The organism is Pseudomonas sp. B7 (assembly GCF_016735645.1).
Lineage (GTDB): Bacteria > Pseudomonadota > Gammaproteobacteria > Pseudomonadales > Pseudomonadaceae > Aquipseudomonas > Aquipseudomonas glycinae.
Genome location: NZ_JAERRE010000010.1, coordinates 194,955 through 213,760 on the forward strand (window position 1 = coordinate 194,955; position 18,806 = coordinate 213,760).

Here is an 18,806-nt window from a genome sequence, read left to right on the forward strand (position 1 = left end):
GGCCAGTGGCGAGCTTGATGTCATTTCTAGCTGAATCACAACTCGCAACTCAGTCCGCAGGCACATGAAGGTGACGCAATAGCCCGCGAATGTAGAGAAACGCTTCCAGATCAAACGAAGAAATTGAAAAGTCTAAACCAGAAATTTGAATAAACTCATCTGAACAGCCCCCCATTTCTTACGCAACAGAAACTCCACCCAAGATGTACAGCAGAGCGTTATGGTGATTCAAGAATTGGGCCGCCGACGCCGTTTGCCGTTTGCCGTTTGCCGTTTGCCGTTTGCCGTTTTTTTAAAAACCAGCAGTCACTCGAGAAAGCTAAAGTCAATCAAACTATCACTTGAAGAGTCATTTTCTGGGTGCACAGTCCTGAACAGGGCATACCCTAAAATTTTCGGACTCCCCGGAACTACAGATGTTGACGAAATTATTGATGCGATAGCATTCATGTGCGAGCCGGAGGTGACAACATCATCCAGTATGATCACATAATTCACCTTAACGCCTTTGTAGCATGATCCACTCTCAACCCCCAAAGTAGGAAATTGATCATCCATATGTCGCCGCCCTTGAGTGCTGTGCGAGGATTGCTTGGGAAGGATTCGGCGGAAAACATCGAAATTAACGATATCAATATTATCGGACTCGTCTGAAATCCAACTACTCCACCATTCCGAGATCAACGCTACCGGGTTACTGAGATTGCACTCCTGCGGCACAGAAGGCGGCACAGGCACTAAAAGGACAGTACCGTGAACACCGAGTTCATTAAGCCACCTAACAAAATCCCGTTTATATATCCCAGCAAGACTCTTTAACGACCTCGCCGTATCATAGACCCCACCACTACCAAAGTGCTTCATTTTAAAGCTGTATTGATGGTGCGAAACCTCATAATTCTTCGCGTGCTTTACTATTTGTCGCAGATCAAGGGACGAATACTTATCTCGACTATCCCTGTAATTTTCAAAGTTAGGCACATATTCACGAGCATACCCAATAGAATCATCACCCAATAGCTTTACAGCTAAAAAATCCGGATCAAAAAGATTGTAGCCTTGATAAAAATCGTAAAAAACAAAAGCCAGCTTATTATGCAAAAAATCATCTATATGATTCTTTAGCTGCTGAAAATTCGATGCCGTCCTTGAGGGCTGTGATCGCTGAACTTGTGCTACCGGGTAGCGAGTACCCCACGCTGCAAATACTGACGGCGCCTTGATCAGGTGAGCAAAATAAATATCTTTAGGGCTATCACCAACAACAAGAAAGTTCATCTCTGAAACGCCCACTTCAAGCACGTCTGCTAGGCTTCTTCTGAGCGAATCAAAATCAACTAATGGCTTTTTCTGATTGCCAAAAACTAACCGCGAATCAATTTTATAACCACAGCACTCCAACACCTTAAGGCAATAATTTCTCGGAGAGTCAGAGACAACCGCGACGCTAAAATCTTTATCAACTGCGGCATTGAAGCTTTCAGTCAATTCCTTGCCGTACCCACACACATCGACTCTCGAACCACTCAAGAAACTTAAAACTTCTTCCCTACCCTTAACACTCGTCAGGTATGGCTGACAACTGAGCGTGTTAGCCAAGGTAAAATCCAAATCAAATAGAATCACCTGCATCGAAATTCTCCCTAATCACTTTTATTCTATCCTTGTTCTTTACAACCCATATATAGGACGACTCTCTAATATTATTCTCCAAGACATACACAGGTTTATTCTGTTCTAAGCAGATTCGAATCGCGTGCTGGGTGCCGCTCTTATCACCTGCTCTAGCGACGACAATTCCTCCAGAGGACAATGCAACCGTTGTTCTATTCCTATTTGCAAAGTACGAGCCAAACGAGCCAATACCGACTGGATACTCAGTGACGACAAGGTGGCGGGCTGCAATTTCATCTTGCAGGGCAGCATTGCTCTTTGGGTAGTGCATATTCAACGGCGTACCCAGAACGGCAATCGTGCGCCCACCGTTTTGGATGGCAGTCTCATGCCCTAATGTGTCTGAACCTTCAGCCAATCCACTGACCACAACCTCAAAGCCAGATCTGGCTAGGCGGCGCACGACCCGTCGCCCGTGGTCGCGGTGACCTTCATCGAATAACTCTCGAGTACCCACAAAACCAATAGTTTTTTCTACGGAGGCCAGTGCAAGATCGCCCTGGAAATAAAGAATTGGTGGAGTACCAGGATAATCCAGTAAAACTTTTGGATAGCGTTCATCCAAGCAAGTTACGACATCGTAAGCTGCTGTGAACTTCTTAATTTTCTCAAAAACCTTAAGGCCAACATCTTCTTCCACCGGAATCATGGTGAAGTGATCGTTATATATGTTCTCGAGCGACCCGGCCTGCAACAATGACTTTCTTAGATCATCATTGGCTTTGGCACTCCCAATGCCTATTTTTTTCGATAACACCAGTACAGCATGCATCCACGCGAGACGTTGGTGATCGTGGGTCAATTGATCCAAAAGCACAGGTGGAATCCTCTCCAATGCAGGCTGAATGACTATTCCCTTGCCTCCGCAGAAAACTGAGCGCCTGCCTTCGATAGTGGCAAATTACCATTGAGCTTGCGACAAGGGAAGCATGAAAGGTAGGCACGCTACCCGAGCGAGCACAGAATGCAATGTCCTCATGACAACAGCCTCTCAAGCTGTCGCTCAGGTCGGTACCTTGCTTGTTAGGGAATGGTCACATCCCAAGCTGATTGGAGAGCCGAGCCGCCCGCATGGTCTGGGTAAGCTTGGAGGCAAGCACCCTCTCCAGCAGGCCATCAACCAAGAACTGAACGTGCCGGCTGCGGGGCATATCAAGCAAGGAATTGCTAGATTGGGAGGAGATCCTGGGACGTCGATTTTTTAATCCTCACGCCTTAAGCAGGCATCGTCGCCTCCAAAATAAAGTGCCCCTCAATGGGTATGTATACGAACGACCGAAGCCTCGTTTGCAGATATGGTGACGCACCACTCAAGGATGAACCATGACCACGCATACCTCCAATAACGCTCAGAGGCGACTCGCAGTGTTGTGACGGACAGGCAACGACTGTTCACTCTCCTCAACGCGGGAATGCCGAAGCTAGGGATTTTGAATAAGCAGGAAAAGGTAAGCGCCTGGCTACGCATGCAGTCCCTCGAATAGCGGTGCGGGGTGACACACGCTCAAGCAAATGACTGTGAATTATTTAAATTATTGGCTATCGCCCCGTCATAATTCTCAACAATTTTGCGCGTATCAAAATCAGAGCCTAGCAGGCCATTTGGGTCACCAGTCATAGGCGGGCACAAGGCCCGAAGGGACGACGCCCCCACTAACGGCCCAGCGATTGCGACGCGCCTCTCAACTACGGAAGACGTCATGATGTCGTGCGCCGACCAGCTCCCCTCCCTGCTGTATTATCAGTTCGCTTTGGATACGAGCGATAATGGAGTTCACTGGGTCGAGGTTTCAGAAGTCTACATATCACCTCTACCCAAACCCAGCCATGCCCCTAGCAACGCTGCTGGTGTCGTACGCCGGCGAAACGACAGGTAAGCAAATGAAGAATGTCAGGCTAGTGCGTCATGGAGAAAGTGCGGCCAATGCCGGTGCAGCAACCCTTGATCACGCAAGTATCCCGCTCACCGAAAAGGGCATCGAACAAGCTAAACGAGTGGCGCAATCCGTAGGCCGTGCACCTGAGTTGATCATTGCCTCCCCTTTTTCTCGGGCTCGAACGACAGCGGATGCGACCATCTCCGTATTCCCTGACGCACCATTCGAAACATGGCCAATCGAGGAGTTCACCTACCTAGATCCGACTAGGTGTGTGAACACCACCGTAGGGCAACGGAAGGCATGGGTCGACCAGTACTGGGCAGTAGCAGATCCCTCCGACATTGACGGAAAAGGTGCTGAGTCGTTTCTGGAGTTTGTTGGCCGCGCACGATCTTTCCTAGATCGCCTAACCACTCACCAGGCACAAGACATCTTGGTCTTTTCGCACGGACAATTTCTCAATGCGGTAGCTTGGCTCATCGAGCGCCAGCCACTCCAGGTTGATGCCCAAGCGATGATCGAGTTGCGCAGGTACGAGATCGATAATCACGTTCCTAATGGTTGTGGGTATGTCGTGACCCGTGCTCTAGTCGATTCGCCGTGGACAGTGAGCAATTCAATCGACATAGATGGGGCGGTTAATCTCAACAAGCTCCAAGTAAGGTCTCCCATGCCATGAGCATCGAAGCAAAGTTCCTTCACCTCCAAGCAATCCATAACCTCCTCGCGCCATACCGCTACCTCTATTGCGTAGACCTTGAGGCAACCTGCGATGAAGTGGACGAATCGGAGTCAGCAAGAAAGCTTGTGGTCGTCTCCGATCAGATGGAAACGATTGAGATTGGCCTGGTGGTGATCGATTTGGAGTTACTTGAGATCGTCGATGAGTTCCAGCGTTTCGTTCGGCCTCAGATCAACCCTACCCTTACTGATTTCTGCAAGCAGCTCACATCCATTCAGCAATCTGACGTGGACGGTGCTCTAACCTATCAAGAGGTTGGCGACGAGCTGCGAACATTTGCTGCGAGTTATCCGGATGCAGCTTGGGCATCGTGGGGAGACTATGACGCACGACAGCTTGAGCGCGATGCTGGCTTTGCCGCCTGCCCTTCCCTGCTCGAAGGCCTGCCGCATTTCAATGCCAGGAAATGGCATGCAGGCTTATATGACGATCGACCTAAATCACTTGAGCAAGCGGTCGAGTCGTTGGGCTTGGTTTGGCAGGGTACCTATCACCGAGGAATCGACGATGCCAAGAACGTTGCATCCATCATTAAGGAAATGCTCGGCTGATTAGGTAAACCGGGGCTTGTCGCACCGAAGGAACGACCTGAAAAGATGCGTCATAGGTGTCAATATCCTCTGCCAGCGCTAGGTTAGGGGGAGATCCGTCACCCTTGAGCAAGTCTTTCCATTAATGATGTTCCGGATTTGGTCGACTTTCGCCCTAGTTCTCCCTGCAATTTCTTCAGAAGCATGACTGGTGGTTAAGTCGCGTATGGCCCGGATCTGAGAGACCGAGAGGCGGTCTGAACGGCTACATATCTGCGCGGCAGCCCACGCGTCATCCTGCCACATCTCGGTAAGAGTTATAGGAGGAAGGTTTTCTACTTGATGATCACTCACCACGTATCCAAGATGGCGTCACGTTCATCCGGCTGGCGGCAGCCAAGGCATCCTGCTTTTTCTTTAAAGCAGCTACCGCCTTGAGCGAGCATCTCCTCTTCTCAGCTTGAAGCTTTCCAAGATTTTGCTGGCAGGCGATGACCTGTCTTCGATAGGTTTCTAAGCTCATTGACCGCTCCTTGGATAAGGCTTGATCATAGCAATCCCTGCAGATCGCTCCTCCTCATTTTCTGCACAGCTTTCAATCTTCAATGGATGCGCATTGCATGGATGAGACCATCAGTTATCTGAAAGATCGCTTCAAGGAGGAGCAGGGTCGCTTCGATCACTTTGAAAACAAATGCGCAAAATTCTTGACTGCCGTTTCGATAGTAATTGCGGCAGTGAGCGCGCTGGCGGGGTTGAAAAGCGGCATTCTTTTCCAGCTGACATCTCCCCTCAGTTTCGTGATTTTTCTGTCTTTCGCCGCTGCCGCCATTTGTGTGGCTTGCTCATGGGGACATGCATTTAGCGCCTTGCGAATCAGTGAATGCCCAAGCCTTCCTTCGAGCCGTGGTACGGCGGAATACCTTCAAATTGTTGAACCAGAGCAGCAAAAACGCCATATCTACAACTGCTACATAGACACGCTCGAAAAACTAAAAGTCGCCATCGATGAAAAATCCAAGCCCTTAGAGCTGGCTTACAAAGAGCTTGTTTGGGGCGCCGGTTTTTTCATGCTACTCGCGATACTCACAACCATCAGAGAGCTAACTGCATGACTGACAAAAAATTACAGAATAATGAAAATAAGACCCCTCCTCCGCCTCCCACCACGGAGTATCAGCGAAAATCCGAAGAGCCGGTCGTCAATCGGCAGACACCTCCAAACAAGCGCTGATGAGTGGCGGGCAGCTCAGCCTAGGATTGCCATCAGTCCTAGGTTGCTCGGCTAAGGAAATTTTAGTGACTCAAGAAGAATGGGAAACCATAAACGCCGATGTTAAAAATCAAATGGCTAAGCATGCGGCGCAGTTTTGCACGCCAATTAGCATGTCGGAAGAGCCGGATTCGGGTGTGGCGTGGGGAAGTGGTGGGTACGTAAAGATCAGTGGAGAAACCTACTTGGTTACCGCTAGCCATGTGTTTACTGATCTATCGGAAAGCGGCGTACTCGGCCACTTACCCACTTCCGGTGGTGAATACATTGCAGTTACCGAACCGCCAGAGTTAGAACGTTGGCCAGTGGATGCTGCTACCGTCCGCGTACCTCCAATTCCTGAAGATTCGGACATGACCGCACTGCCAATAAAACGAGTTGCTGACCGATACGCTGCGGTAGAGAGTGAGCTATTATTCTGGATTGGCTCACCAGGATATAGACTAGAACGACACGACCCCATCAGCGCTAACAAACGTCGACATACGTTGTTTGGAGAGCTGAATACGTTATCTTTTCCATTTCTTGTGCAGGCCCTTCAAGGGGAGCAACCCAACCACGAGTGCTTCGATCCTGTTAGGCATGTCGCAATTCACTACCCGAGTTATGCGAAGAGAGAGCCTGGCGGTTGCCCTATTGCATTACCCAATGCCAAGGGTATGAGCGGCAGCCTGCTATGGAACACGAGATTTTTAGAGCTGTACGAGAAAGGAATTGAGTGGTCGCCTGAGGAGGCAGTGGTTTGCGGTGTGATTTGGGCGGCGCTCGATGACCCGGAGGTTCTGATCGCTACTAAAATAGAATTCGTCAGGGAAAGTCTGAAAAAATCTTTCGCCTAAGACGGATTTCTCATGTCTCAGCCGCTGTATGACTCTCAAGCGCGTGTCCCGTGAGCATTACATAACCGGGAAAGCCGCCATCAATTTCCACCATCCTGGAAGCATCACGGGTGGATGGCATTTCCTTTCCTGTTTTGATCGGAAGTCCGGCGTGGCCAAGGTGTCTTTGGCAGGTATCCATTATCCTGAAACCACAGGCTACTTTGGCGACCTAGGCATCACTGACGTCACTGATCTGCTAGCTGACCGTGGCTGGACTGCTGAAGGGCGACGTCTCTTCATGGCTGATCACTACAGAGCTGCTGCAGACATGATCGTCAGATGGGCCTTGAGTGAGTCCAGCCGCTGTAACGTCGAGATCGCCGAATGGTTTCCTGATGGGTCGGATAGACAACGACTGCTCGCTTTCCTCAATGCTGGGATGCCGAAGCTAAGGATTCTGAACAAGCAGGAGAAGCTATGCACCTGGCTACGCACGCAGCCCCTCGAATAGCGGCGCGAGGTGAGACACGCTGAGCAAATGACTGTGAATTATTAAAATTGTTGGCTAGCCATAAATATCGCCACGCCATAATTTTCAATAATTTGCGCGTATCAAAGTCGGAACCTGGCAGGCCATTAGGGGCACCAGTCATAGGCGGGCACAAGGCCCGAAGACACGACGTTCCCTCACGTACGGCCCAGAGATTGCGCACGTATCCTTCTCCCACGGAGCCACGATGTCATACGTCGACAGCTTTCTTCCCTGCTTCATTACCAGCGTAAGCGTCCCGGGTAGGGCTATTGCGTCCGCTTAAAAATACGCGGACACCATCGCCCTTAAAGCTGGAGTTCGGAAGGTGAATTCGCCGGACGCTTACCGACGAACGTCCTCCAACGTACTCTCTATTGCATCACGAGCAGAGACGGCTTCCTGTGCACCAAGAATGGTTCGTAAACGGATGAGAAGCGCTACTTGCTCACTCTCCCTGGGCTGAACTCACCAGCCTTCGGTTGAAACATCAGTCCTCTGTTACTCAGACCGAAGCGTCCGGGCCAAACCCGGCACCGCGTTTCGAAGTGCTACGACTGAATCGGGCCTCTATTCTGGTCGAAAGGGTGGATACAGCCCGAACCCACGATAGTCTTTGTACCCTTGATAGAAATGACGAAACAAAAACTCTGCCAATTGATGGGCCGTGTCTTTCCACCCCTTTGTATTACCGCTAGCGCCAATGATTGGCGTTTCCCATGGCCCGTAAAGGGACATGTATTGACCATCAGGAAATTCATAGCGCGCAGTACAGCTACCAATAACTGTAACGAATGAATCTAGTGCGGATTTAAAAACCTCAAGATATGGATAGGCCGATATCCATCCTGGATTTTGCAAATTGAAACTATTAACCACATAGTCATTAGCTGAACTTCTAGGGGCTCGACAATACATTCTCGCATCATTTAATTTGTCATTCACATACCAAAATCTTTCATACCAAATCAACGGTACTCTGTTCGAAGAAAAATCCCAACGCAACAGGAAGTCGATCGCATCTTCGATCGGAATATATTGAGAAACCAAATTTTTCGCCACATTTTCTGGAAGTGCAGCTTCATACTGTGAAGTCTGTACGCGAACAACCGCATCATTCACAATACCCTGCACACCAGGCAACCCGAGATACCACTCTTTTAATAACGGGTGTGAATTAATCTGCATTTCAATATCTTGCCAGGCCGCCAGCTTAACTGCGAAACTTCCGTTAGCCACCCGTGCGTTACTCAACCGCCAAATTTCATTCGCTAGATCAGTGCTCCGATCACAAGCGACATACACGTGGTACTCTCTGATTATGTTCGGAAAGCGTTCAGTCTTGCCGATTTCGGCAAGCACTTCTCCAATGCTAAAAGCTTGGGCATTTTTTGCCTGAACAGCAATCTGTTCACTCGAAAAATAATGATCGACGCCATATTGCGCCTGCCCCTTTCGCCCATAATGTTCAGGAGCACTAGGCATATTCATTATCAGAGGTGACACTCTTCTAACTAATTCTTCGAATACATCTTCATGCTTTGGACGGGGTAGTGTGTAGTGCAAGACGCTCGCTCCTTCTGAACATTCCTTCGCTGAGTTTATTACCAGCCGTACGGAATAGCCATGTCTCCTTGGCTGGTCGATAGATTGTCACCCTGAAAGCAGAGCCTCAATGACAGCGCATTATATTCGGATGGCTCCGAAGCAGGCAGGTAGCGGGAGAGGTCGTGGCACCCAGGCCATCCTTCCTCTATCCCGGATGTCTGACAGCTTGAGCGTGATGCCCAATTCGCTGCGTGCCCTTCCCAGCTCGCTGGTCTGCAGCACTTCAACGTGAGGAAAATGGCATAAATGCCTATACGACGATCAACCGAAGAGTCTTAAGCGAACAGTGGAGTCGTTGGGCCTGGTTTGGCTGGGTACCTATCACCGAGGGATCGACGATGCCAGGAATGTAGCGTCCATCATTAAGGAAATGCTCGGCTGATTAGACGAGCCGGGCTCGACGCCCGAAGGAGCGAAATTAACCGTCAAAGTAACTCGATTTCGGCAAATGGCAGGTTCGTCTGCGCAGATGCTCATATAAACCTATGTGGGCGACTCGCCCAGAATCTAAATAGTCTTTCGTCGGTATCGGCGTCAGTAAATCATCGCAAGTACGGTGTTCGATGATCGTAAATCAAGCGGGCCTTCAGTAAGCTATCGCAGCAGACGTCGACAAAGTGAGCGACGTGTTAGGAATATGGCAGGGCACATGAGTTCGCACGACCTCATCAAAGATCTGGAAAAGAAGCTGGCACTCTATAGGGACAATCACACGTGGCGCATCGCGCCCCCTAATCTCATCCACGAGAAAATCGCTCACTACGTAAGCATCGCAGAGCTCTATCCGAGATCTCTCAACAGAAAGAATGTGAAGGCACTGCTGGAGGGGCGGGACTCTTGGCCCACCGTGGAAGGCGCAGCGTTTTGTCTAGCTCACTCGGTAGACGTCGCCGAGTTGGAGCAAGCGCGAGTCATCGGATTTCCGAACGATGACCTCATCGTGTTGCCCAGAGTCCCCTCTTCGCCCGACATGCCGCCAAAGCTACGCCATCAACTTGATGCTCACAACGTTTTGTATGAGATCAAGTATTTCCATGATGAGTTCGAATCCCCTCATTTAAGGATTGAGCAGAGCTCAATAGATCCGGTTGATATGCCTCTTCTCCAGGAGAACCTTAAAACCCGAGGAGAAGGCTATCGGCTGAAGGTAAAACGCGAAGACGTTGGAGGTGTAGGTACGTATCTCTGGAAACGGTTGTTAGACACTTCAGAAAATCCAGATGCTGCCTTCGAAAAGTACGTCGCAAAGATGCGGTTAGCTGTGGGCCATTCGTGCATCTTCGAAATCGATTTCGATCAAGACATCGATATCCAGCAATACCTTGAATGCGCTTTTAACTTTATCGCGTCAGATAAAACTCTTTCTGAAAGCTGGGAAGAGTGCGCAGCTGATGTGGCCATCAATCACAACCGCATAGACTCAATCATCAAAATATGGCCTCCAATTGAATTGCCCGTGAAACCAAGCCTGCCGAAAGAAGTTAGCCAACGGACAGAGCGCTACTGTGAAGCGCTCGATATTTCGCTCGCAAATAGCATAATTTTTAACTTAGCTAGTCGACCGCCCACTACTTTGCTAGAAAGTGCAGAATGGTGGAGAGAGACTGGAGATTACCGCTACGCAAGGCGTGAAACTGCAAGTGAGCATTTGATCAGTTTGATCATCCACCATGAACTTAATCTGTATAGTCCTCGCGATAGCTTTCCTGTAACCCGCAAGCTGATCAAAATGTCTTTCCGCTCACCAAAGATAGCTGGCGCGCTCTTTAGTGATACGACTTACCCTCCCTACCTTTGCTTCTTACTCTCAAACGTTGAGACCAATCACCTTGGTCTGATACGAATCTATCACGATCTAGATCGACATCAGCGCCCAGTTTCGGAAAAAGCTCCTTACGAAAAGATGTGGAGCGACATTGTATGGGCCGAAGCACTCGAAGTCTTTAACAATAGTTACGATGAAAACCTCCACATTTCAGCTATTCCTAGCACAGTTGATCAATTGTGTGAGATGCTGGCTTGGTTTGCCTCTCATGAGCTTGGAGACAACGCCCGTCACAAATTGATCGACGACACCCGCCTTCCCAGTCTAAAAAATGCACTAAGTGCAATTATGTATTTTAATGAATCAGGATCTTTTAAAAACCTCGTCGCTGACTACTACACTTTATTCTGTAACAGGGTCATCCACCGCCTTTCGAACACCCGTCTAGCCAACGGAAAGATCCCCCTAGGTGAATGGTTCACTCTGTTTTGGTGTATGGATTGGGCGCTGGGTTCAACCAACCTGCAAAATGAAACCAGAAATGGCACGATTGAACCTTGTGACGTTTTGATTGATAGCTATCTGAGTATTCTTAATGAACGAGTTAAAGGTGATGCAAACGCGATCGATGATCCGCTAGCGTTTGACGAGTTTGAATGGCACAAGGTATACAAAAGCACTTCGCCAGAACACCGCGAGCGATGGATCAACGCATTGGATAATCAAGAAGCCATTGAGGTATCAAAAGACTTAAAAAAATCCAGAGATATCATATTTGCGGCACGCATGCATTTCCGATTGCTATTAAAACTTTACAATCACGTAGAGCATGAAGCAGAAAAACGCCGACTTGCAGAAAAAGTTATCACAATTATCAAACAATTCGGCTTTGGCCCGGGAAGATACTCTGGAGTCTTTGATTACCTGCATGATAACTCGGACTACAGCCCTGTCAGGCTGTGGCCAGCTTTGTGTAGCGCAGCAAATAGCTTCACCCCGGAAGAGTTTCAGAAACTGATCACCACTCTGCGTTGGCAGGAGGCCCCTCTGAGCGCTCTATTCGTCTTGCTCGAAGGTACCGCCCCTTTCAGAAACAAACAACTTACTATAGGTTTGATAGCTGAACGTAACCTCGAAGCCGCATCACCTAATTGGATTCCTGAAGCCTTCAACATCATTTTGAAAGCCGCCAACAACGGACAAATGAAAATAGCTAGAGAATACCTCAGCTTCGTAAAATCACATGCACACAGAACTTTCGAAAACAAAACAGCTGAAATATCCGCAAAACTTGACTTAAAAGATATATTTGACAACAAGAATCTGTCAAATGAAGAAAAAATTAACAACCTGCGCCAATTTTCCATTAACAGTGAAGAACGCCAAGTTATAAATGAGGTGCAAAGTTTCAAGCGATACCTAATAGCTTCACTGACCATTAACGTGGATCAGGCCAAAGCTCTAGAGATGTTCAGCAAAGCACTGGATACGGAGCGCACATTGCAGAATGCTACAGGCCTGATCAGAGTAGTGCTATCGTGGCAGAACATACTAGACCTACCTGCCCCGCTTGAGTTTTATTTAAAACGCTGGCTGGACACCTACGAAGCAACGCTGGACTCAGATCTCAAAGTTCAACTCAACGACGCAGAACTCAATTACATTCTACAGCTTTGCCTAGCAACGTCCCACCTTGACGATTTCAAACGATTTTGGAGCCTAGCATCAAACCAGCAGCGAATGGCCTATGAACTTGCGCCGCTGAGAGCGGAATACCTGAAGCGCACGGTGGGTCACGAGAAATCGCTTGCATACCTTCAAGAGCTTCGCAAAATTCATCAATCTCTACCTCAAGATGCACTTGAGGAACTCTCAGCTATAGAAGAAGGTCTGATGATTGACGGTGCTGTGGTGATCACTAAGCAACAGCCACCTGCGACGCCTGAGATTGATTCTTACCAAGATAAGCTCCGTCTTGCATGGCTCAGCATTCGCGATTTAGACGCGTACGATCAAAGCCAAATTTTCATGCACCCCACTGAACAAATTGATAACTACCTTCTTGAGCTAGTGGAGCAGGTAGGCCTAGAATTGCTGAAGCGTAATGGAAACCTCCAGCGAAAAAAAATCACTTCGCCTTCTAACACAACCATACTGTTGGACGACGAGGACATGATTAACGACTGGTTTGTATCGCTCGTTTGCCAACGCATGAATTTTGTTGGATGGACTATGAAAGATCAGTCACGCATTGGGCGCTCTGCAACTGAAAAAAGCGTTGGTGAAACTGATGGATGGGTAAAGGACGGTAGGGGCAATCAGGTTTTTCTATTTGAGGCATTCCGCCTCGGACACTACATCGACACCACTGTAATCAACAAGCACCTGCATAAAGTCAGCAATTACAACTCGGCAGGTATGAGCCCAATCTTCATCGTGGTATATGCCGCCTGCAATGAATTTAAAAGCTTATGTGCGGCCTATAAAGAACATGTCGAGAAACTTGAATATGAAGGTTTCGAGCCAGGACACAACAGCGGTTTGAGACAAAGAAAACCAAAAATCCCAAGTGTAAATGCGGAATATTTTGAAGAAACCCGACAAATCAATGGCAAAAAAATTAGCATCTACCATCACTTACTGCACTTCAAGCCACCACAGTAATCGGTAAAACCCCTGAACAGGTCGAAAACCAAGTGAACGGCCCGATAAGGCAGGCTAGCTTAGCTAGGCGAGCTCAGGCTAAGCGCGGCTGGACATTAAGTGGTAAGCACATCTTCATGGCTGATCACTACAGATACTCAAATGACAGTTACAAGCGGGCCCAAGACTGCTTTAGCTTTTCCGCCCCCTTATTCATCCTAGTGAGTGCGGCCCCACTTGTCTTTTCAACTCCCAAATGGCCACTACCTAGCCGTCGTTAGGACGCGATATAAGCAAGGCTTGGGCAAATAAGATAGGCAGATCTGACGGCAGAATTTCTTCAGTGCTAGCCATTAACTCATTTTCCGCCCACCATCTGATCTCACATACGACCTCTCGCTCCTGGGCGCTCCACCGTGCTGTCGAACATTGCTCAACAGCTGTACGCACCACATAGTAATTTTCAACTGCCAGCACACGCTCTCCGTCCGGCATTTGCCAGATGAACTCCTTATGTGCCAAACAACGACCCACCGACTGAGTGCGAAAGCCTGTCTCCTCATAAAGCTCACGAAACGCTGCCGCCTCAAAAGACTCACCACTACGTAGCCCGCCACCAGGCGTGGCCCAGTAGCACCTTCCAGCCATAGCCCCCGTTTTGTAGCAGATCTTGAAAAGCAATAGCCGCTGAGACGAGCTAACGAGCAAAATCCGTGAAGCTGAACGGCGTCGTGGCATACCCTTCCCCATCGGGCAGATAAGCACTACTCAATTACGCCCAAGACTTCACTACCCTTCATGCGCCGGACTTCGACTACATAGTCAGCGATGTTTGGAACGGCGTAATCAACTACCAACTCGACGACATCTTTCTCCGGCTTGCCGGAACGTTTCACTGGGTAATCTGGAATTCTACGAAAGATCTGCGTATCGCGATGATGCGGCATGGGCCAAGTATTGCCCGAGTTCATACGGCACAGCCATATACTCTCGGCGAAGGCCGGAATAAATTTCGCTGAATCTACCGTCAGGACATCATGTTCGAGCTTACGGTAGTCACGAGCGCCAAGCAGACGATGTAGCCTCTCCTCTTCAGCCCAGAAAAAGACTTTGTTGTTTATCAACTCATACCACTGTCGTGGTGTTGTCCCATCCGTGAGGGCCTGTATCAATCTGCCCTCAGGCATAGGCTTTTGATCACGAAGCACAATGTTGGAAGGGTGCCCTGCCCTCACATCCATTTTCTGGTTACGGTGCTCGCTCTCGAACCGGACGCGGTCACCACCTTCGATGGCGAGATGATCAAGGACGGCCGTTGCGCTCATCAGCCCGTGGGCACGAATACTTTCCCAAGCTCCGCGCTCAGCCATGTGGTAAACCCTAGGATAGAGCTCAATCAGCTTGTCCAGATCCATCTGTTATCTCCTGTCGGAACGTGCAGTCCAGTTGCGTCGATCGATCAGCGATCGCAAATCACTCGGGTCTGGGTCTCGGGTAAACCGCGTGTTGATTAGCGAAACGGGCGCCTGGGATACGCGTTCAAGCTCCTCCACGAACTTGATCGTATCTGAATGCAACTGTTCGAACCGACGAGCGTTACGGTTTGTAGCCTTGAGGTAATCCGCAAAGGTCAGGACGATGTCCGTCGGTGCGTTGAGGGCGCACGCTTTTCGGAATTGATCCCACTCGAACCAGCCAACCTTCCGGTTACGGTTTGTTGTAGACGTTTTCTCGGCTGCGTTTAAAGCGTCTGCCTCAAGATTTGCAAATTGTGCAATTTCATCAAAAGTCGTCGGATGTTTGAGCCTTCCCGAGATGTGGCCCTCGCTGCCATCGGGGTCGCCAACACGGATAGGCATCGGTCGAATCACCATGAGGATTTTTCGGACTCTGCTGGGGGATATCCCTGCCTCAGCGAGACATCCTGCAACGTTGGTGTCCCGAGAGGTCACGTACGGATAGTCGCCATGGAAAATGCTCAACCCACTGCCTTGAGTACCTTCCAGTAGGATGGATTGACCACTGCGGTAAGCCTCCTCCAGACGGTCGGATGTAGAGCCATGATAGTTTCCCGGAGTGCCCACATACGGTCGCAGCTCATCAACATCCTTGGCCAACCTGATCGTCGCCTTGCCCCGACTCAAAATGCGCCGTGCAGCCGCAGCACCGCTTCCACTGCCGGTCGAGGCGATGGTCGAGACCAGATGCACTTGTTCTGCGTCACGGTCTGCCTCTTCAATGATAGTTGCTTGGGGGTCAATGAATAAGCGATCTGGGCCGATACTACAAGCATCGATCTCCTTCAAAAGCCCTGGTAAATGAATGGTCATGCCGGGGCCTAGAAGCAGTCGCGCTGTCACGTCACGCGATCCTGAAGGCAAGTGATGATAAGTAAACGTGCCGACGGCACTCGCCACGGTATGCCCTGCGTTGGGGCCACCGACGCGAACCATCACATCGTATTCACGCGCGAGGTACGCAACGATATTGCCTTTGCCCTCGCTTCCGTACTGCCCACCAATGAGCACATCGACACACCTGATTTCAGGTGGTGTGTACAGATGCAAACGGGCGGCGACCCGCACAAGCGTGTCATTCGAATCCGAGCGTTCGGTGTATACGCGCACGTCAGCATCATCTTTGAGCGCCTGAATTTCGGCATCATCCCTCAGCTGATTGACATCGTCATAAGGCAGGGAATTGGCTTCACCCTCAACTCGTTTCGCGTAGCGCGCTTGAAGCGTTGGGTCACTGGCGTACAGGTGGACATGCACGAGGTCGGCTCCGAAGGCCTGTCGAAACTTCAGCACCTGTTCGAGCGTATTCAGGTGATCAACGACTAACGGTCGACCATCCTGTTCCCTCTCGCACATTGCATGGGTTTCCAGAAGTATCCACTGGTCGAAGTCGGCATCATTGAGTTCGCGTCGCCGATCAAGCATCTCTGGTTGTTCCATCCTCAGACGCCACTGGGAGTCATCAATGAATCGGCGATTGCTGACCACGGCGAAACTAAATTCCTTTTTCAACAAACTAGCCAATCCACTCTTGCCGCTACAGGTTTTGCCGCTAATCACCACAATCTGCCGAGTTTCCATGTACTACCTCTCCCAGATATTCATGATCTGATCTGCGATTTCCAAGGGTGTGTACTGTTTGGTGTCCAGAACTTTGTCCGCAAAACCGGCCAACGAACGGGCACTTTGCTCGTTCTGGTGGAGTACGCTTGCTTGGTAGTCTTCGATATGACTTAAACCACGCGCAACGCACCGTTGCTCCAGAACAGACTCTGGCGCAACGATGTGCACGTGCCTCACTACATCTCCGAAACGGAGCCTGAATAACGCGACTTGCTGGGGTTTGCGGACTGCATCCAGCAACCAACTATGAGCATCTGGTCGAGCTTCAATGGCCGGACTTGCGACAGACTCTATGAGCCAGGAAAAGTCAGTTGCTCTATCGAGAGAGTCACCGAGCTCTTGGAGGTTACGACGATCAATTGGCTCATTCTGGGCAGCCAGCTGAGTCCGCAGAAAAAAGCCACTGCTGATGGTGACAAACCCATGGCGTTCTTGTAGCGAGGCAGAAACTGACGTCTTACCACCGGCAATCGGGCCACTCAAAAGAAGTAGTCGCTTCACGTGATGACGATCCCTGTCTTGCGAATTCACGCTAAAGCGTAGCTGGCCCAGCTAAGTTGGTATGTTTTTTCCACACAAATCAGGCAGTAGCTCATCCGGCGAATTCACGCATCCGGAAAACGATCCCTTATCACGTCTGCCCCAGGGTTTTCATCGCTAACAAAGAGGTTAGATCTCAATAAAGGCGTCCGGCATAAACATTACTAAGTCTCTCTGCAGATATCTAATGAACCCGAACCCCGCTAGCCTGCTGCGTGCCCTTCCCTGCTCGCCGGTCTGACTCATTTCAATGCCAAAAAATTGCATGCAGGCTTATATGACGATCGACCGAAATCACTTAAGCAAACGGCAGAGTCTTAGGGCTTGGTTTGGCAAGGTACCTATCACCGTGAGATAGACGATGCCAAAAACGTTGCATCCATCATTAAGGAGATGCTCGGGTAACAAGTGAGCCGGGCCCATTGGCCCGAAGGAGCGAACACTCCCTTCCAGGTCATCATAAAACCCCTGCTACGCTTTGCTCTCCACCCGAACGGAGCCGAGTCATGGCCGAGCAATATTCCCTTCCAGACGTACTGGCAAGAATGTACGAAAACCAACTAGCGATCGAAGCGGCACTGATGGAACTCGTCCTGCTGGAGGAGCAGCGCGGGTCATCTGAAGCTTGCGACAATGCACGTGTTGCACTGGAAAAGATTGGGGAGAATGCCGGGCATATCAAGCAGGGGATTGCTAAGTTGGGAGGAAATCCTGGGACATCGATTTATTAATCCTCACGCCTTTAGCAGGCATCGTCTCCTCCAGAATAAAGTGCCCCCCAACGGGTATGAATACGAGCGGCCGAAGCCTCGTTTGCAGATATGGTGACGCACTCACTCAAGGATGAACCATGACCACACATACCTCCAATAACGCCCAGAAACGACTCGCAGTGTTGATCGACGCCGACAATGCCCCTGCGGCAATCGTCGAAGGCCTGTTTGAAGAAATTGCTAAGTACGGCGTCGCGAGCGTGAAGCGCATCTACGGCGACTGGACTGGCCCTCATCTCAGCGGCTGGAAGAAAGTCCTACTTGATCACTCGATTCAACCCATCCAGCAATTCGCCTACACCAAAGGCAAAAATGCCACTGACAGTTCGCTCATCATCGATGCCATGGACTTGCTATACACCCGCCGTTTCGACGGGTTCTGCTTAGTATCGAGCGACAGCGATTTCACTCGATTGGCTTCTCGATTACGCGAAGAGGGTTTGACTGTTTACGGGTTCGGCGAAGAGAAAACACCCAAGCCTTTCGTGGCCGCATGCGACAAATTCATTTACATCGAGTTACTCCGCGAGGAGGTCATTGCACCTATCAATGGTGAGACTAGTATGGCTTCTGTTGCGCCCCTTGATGTGGCCAAGCCAGTAGTTGCTGAGCCATCCAAAAAGCCTAAAGCACCGGTGGGCTTCATCGCCAAAATCTTGGACGACATTGCTGACGAGGATGGATGGGCACACTTAGGCGCGCTGGGCGCGAACATTACGAAACTACGTCCGGAGTTTGATCCACGCACTCATGGCTACAAAAAACTGAGTGACCTAATCAAAGGCTATCCGCACGCCTTTGAACTACAGGCCAGAGGCACATCAGGTGGCACGGCAGTGATGTATGCTCGTCACAAGCAGCCAATCAAATGACAGACATCCCCCCCTG

Annotated in this window: 16 protein-coding genes; 8 read left to right on the top strand and 8 right to left on the bottom strand. The window is 49.9% G+C overall.

Annotated features, from left to right (window positions below; translation table 11 throughout):
* Positions 1-306: 306 nt before the first annotated feature.
* Together JKA62_RS22310 and JKA62_RS22315 are read right to left on the bottom strand one after the other, a co-directional pair.
* Positions 307-1,632, bottom strand: coding sequence for a hypothetical protein (locus JKA62_RS22310; RefSeq protein ID WP_201819488.1), 1,326 nt, complete (start codon positions 1,630-1,632; stop codon positions 307-309).
* A complete protein-coding gene (locus JKA62_RS22315) occupies positions 1,613-2,491 on the bottom strand; it encodes a DNA-processing protein DprA (protein WP_201819490.1) in 879 nt (292 codons plus the stop codon). Before JKA62_RS22315 ends, JKA62_RS22310 begins: the two co-directional genes overlap by 20 nt.
* Positions 2,492-3,555: 1,064 nt before the next feature.
* On the opposite strand from JKA62_RS22315, the gene JKA62_RS22320 reads away from it, so the two are divergent.
* Positions 3,556-4,233, top strand: coding sequence for a histidine phosphatase family protein (locus tag JKA62_RS22320; protein WP_201819595.1), 678 nt, complete (start codon positions 3,556-3,558; stop codon positions 4,231-4,233).
* Positions 4,230-4,847 (top strand): 3'-5' exonuclease, encoded by a 618-nt coding sequence (locus JKA62_RS22325; RefSeq protein ID WP_201819493.1) that lies wholly within the window; start codon positions 4,230-4,232, stop codon positions 4,845-4,847. Before JKA62_RS22320 ends, JKA62_RS22325 begins: the two co-directional genes overlap by 4 nt.
* A 325-nt stretch (positions 4,848-5,172) precedes the next feature.
* Here the strand turns inward: JKA62_RS22325 and JKA62_RS22330 are convergent, their stop codons facing one another.
* Entirely contained in the window at positions 5,173-5,349 is a 177-nt protein-coding gene (locus JKA62_RS22330; protein WP_201819495.1) for a hypothetical protein, read from the bottom strand.
* A 97-nt stretch (positions 5,350-5,446) separates the two neighbouring features.
* Between JKA62_RS22330 and JKA62_RS22335 the strand changes: the two genes are divergently transcribed.
* The 3 genes from JKA62_RS22335 (at position 5,447) to JKA62_RS22345 (ending at position 7,431) form a co-directional block, all read left to right on the top strand.
* A complete protein-coding gene (locus tag JKA62_RS22335) occupies positions 5,447-5,941 on the top strand; it encodes a hypothetical protein (RefSeq protein ID WP_201819498.1) in 495 nt (164 codons plus the stop codon).
* A gap of 184 nt (positions 5,942-6,125) precedes the next feature.
* On the top strand, positions 6,126-6,938 hold the full coding sequence (locus JKA62_RS22340) for a hypothetical protein (protein ID WP_201819501.1): 813 nt from the start codon (positions 6,126-6,128) through the stop codon (positions 6,936-6,938).
* Between the two features lie 28 nt (positions 6,939-6,966).
* Positions 6,967-7,431, top strand: a complete 465-nt coding sequence (locus tag JKA62_RS22345) for a hypothetical protein (protein WP_201819503.1) — start codon at positions 6,967-6,969, stop codon at positions 7,429-7,431.
* A gap of 588 nt (positions 7,432-8,019) precedes the next feature.
* Here JKA62_RS22345 and JKA62_RS22350 read toward each other — a convergent pair.
* The gene (locus JKA62_RS22350) at positions 8,020-9,015 is read right to left on the bottom strand and encodes a hypothetical protein (protein ID WP_201819506.1); all 996 of its coding nucleotides are present in this window, start codon (positions 9,013-9,015) and stop codon (positions 8,020-8,022) included.
* 691 nt (positions 9,016-9,706) lie between these two features.
* Between JKA62_RS22350 and JKA62_RS22355 the strand changes: the two genes are divergently transcribed.
* On the top strand, positions 9,707-13,486 hold the full coding sequence (locus tag JKA62_RS22355; RefSeq protein WP_201819508.1) for a hypothetical protein: 3,780 nt from the start codon (positions 9,707-9,709) through the stop codon (positions 13,484-13,486).
* A gap of 246 nt (positions 13,487-13,732) precedes the next feature.
* Here the strand turns inward: JKA62_RS22355 and JKA62_RS22360 are convergent, their stop codons facing one another.
* The 4 genes from JKA62_RS22360 to JKA62_RS22375 are packed head-to-tail and all read right to left on the bottom strand — an operon-like array spanning position 13,733 to position 17,106.
* Positions 13,733-14,215: an NUDIX hydrolase gene (locus tag JKA62_RS22360; RefSeq protein WP_201819509.1), complete on the bottom strand. Its 483-nt coding sequence runs from the start codon at positions 14,213-14,215 to the stop codon at positions 13,733-13,735.
* A 14-nt stretch (positions 14,216-14,229) separates the two neighbouring features.
* Positions 14,230-14,880 carry a DUF7002 family protein gene (locus JKA62_RS22365; RefSeq protein ID WP_201819510.1) on the bottom strand — a complete coding sequence of 217 codons (651 nt, stop codon included), beginning with the start codon at positions 14,878-14,880 and terminating at the stop codon, positions 14,230-14,232.
* Between the two features lie 3 nt (positions 14,881-14,883).
* Positions 14,884-16,563: an adenylosuccinate synthetase gene (locus tag JKA62_RS22370; protein WP_201819512.1), complete on the bottom strand. Its 1,680-nt coding sequence runs from the start codon at positions 16,561-16,563 to the stop codon at positions 14,884-14,886.
* A gap of 3 nt (positions 16,564-16,566) precedes the next feature.
* Positions 16,567-17,106 (bottom strand): AAA family ATPase, encoded by a 540-nt coding sequence (locus tag JKA62_RS22375; RefSeq protein WP_330932851.1) that lies wholly within the window; start codon positions 17,104-17,106, stop codon positions 16,567-16,569.
* A gap of 545 nt (positions 17,107-17,651) precedes the next feature.
* On the opposite strand from JKA62_RS22375, the gene JKA62_RS22380 reads away from it, so the two are divergent.
* Both JKA62_RS22380 and JKA62_RS22385 read left to right on the top strand, forming a co-directional pair.
* A complete protein-coding gene (locus tag JKA62_RS22380; protein WP_175553617.1) occupies positions 17,652-17,876 on the top strand; it encodes a hypothetical protein in 225 nt (74 codons plus the stop codon).
* A 119-nt stretch (positions 17,877-17,995) separates the two neighbouring features.
* Complete coding sequence (locus tag JKA62_RS22385; RefSeq protein WP_201819514.1) at positions 17,996-18,790, top strand: NYN domain-containing protein; 795 nt, start codon at positions 17,996-17,998, stop codon at positions 18,788-18,790.
* Positions 18,791-18,806: the final 16 nt, after the last annotated feature.

Coding starts and splice junctions, on each gene's coding strand:
- JKA62_RS22310 (WP_201819488.1), bottom strand. CDS start 1,632: ATGCAGGTGATTCTATTTGATTTGGATTTTACCTTGGCTAACACGCTC.
- JKA62_RS22320 (WP_201819595.1), top strand. CDS start 3,556: ATGAAGAATGTCAGGCTAGTGCGTCATGGAGAAAGTGCGGCCAATGCC.
- JKA62_RS22325 (WP_201819493.1), top strand. CDS start 4,230: ATGAGCATCGAAGCAAAGTTCCTTCACCTCCAAGCAATCCATAACCTC.
- JKA62_RS22330 (WP_201819495.1), bottom strand. CDS start 5,349: ATGAGCTTAGAAACCTATCGAAGACAGGTCATCGCCTGCCAGCAAAAT.
- JKA62_RS22335 (WP_201819498.1), top strand. CDS start 5,447: ATGGATGAGACCATCAGTTATCTGAAAGATCGCTTCAAGGAGGAGCAG.
- JKA62_RS22345 (WP_201819503.1), top strand. CDS start 6,967: ATGACTCTCAAGCGCGTGTCCCGTGAGCATTACATAACCGGGAAAGCC.
- JKA62_RS22355 (WP_201819508.1), top strand. CDS start 9,707: ATGAGTTCGCACGACCTCATCAAAGATCTGGAAAAGAAGCTGGCACTC.
- JKA62_RS22360 (WP_201819509.1), bottom strand. CDS start 14,215: ATGGGGAAGGGTATGCCACGACGCCGTTCAGCTTCACGGATTTTGCTC.
- JKA62_RS22365 (WP_201819510.1), bottom strand. CDS start 14,880: ATGGATCTGGACAAGCTGATTGAGCTCTATCCTAGGGTTTACCACATG.
- JKA62_RS22370 (WP_201819512.1), bottom strand. CDS start 16,563: ATGGAAACTCGGCAGATTGTGGTGATTAGCGGCAAAACCTGTAGCGGC.
- JKA62_RS22380 (WP_175553617.1), top strand. CDS start 17,652: ATGGCCGAGCAATATTCCCTTCCAGACGTACTGGCAAGAATGTACGAA.
- JKA62_RS22385 (WP_201819514.1), top strand. CDS start 17,996: ATGACCACACATACCTCCAATAACGCCCAGAAACGACTCGCAGTGTTG.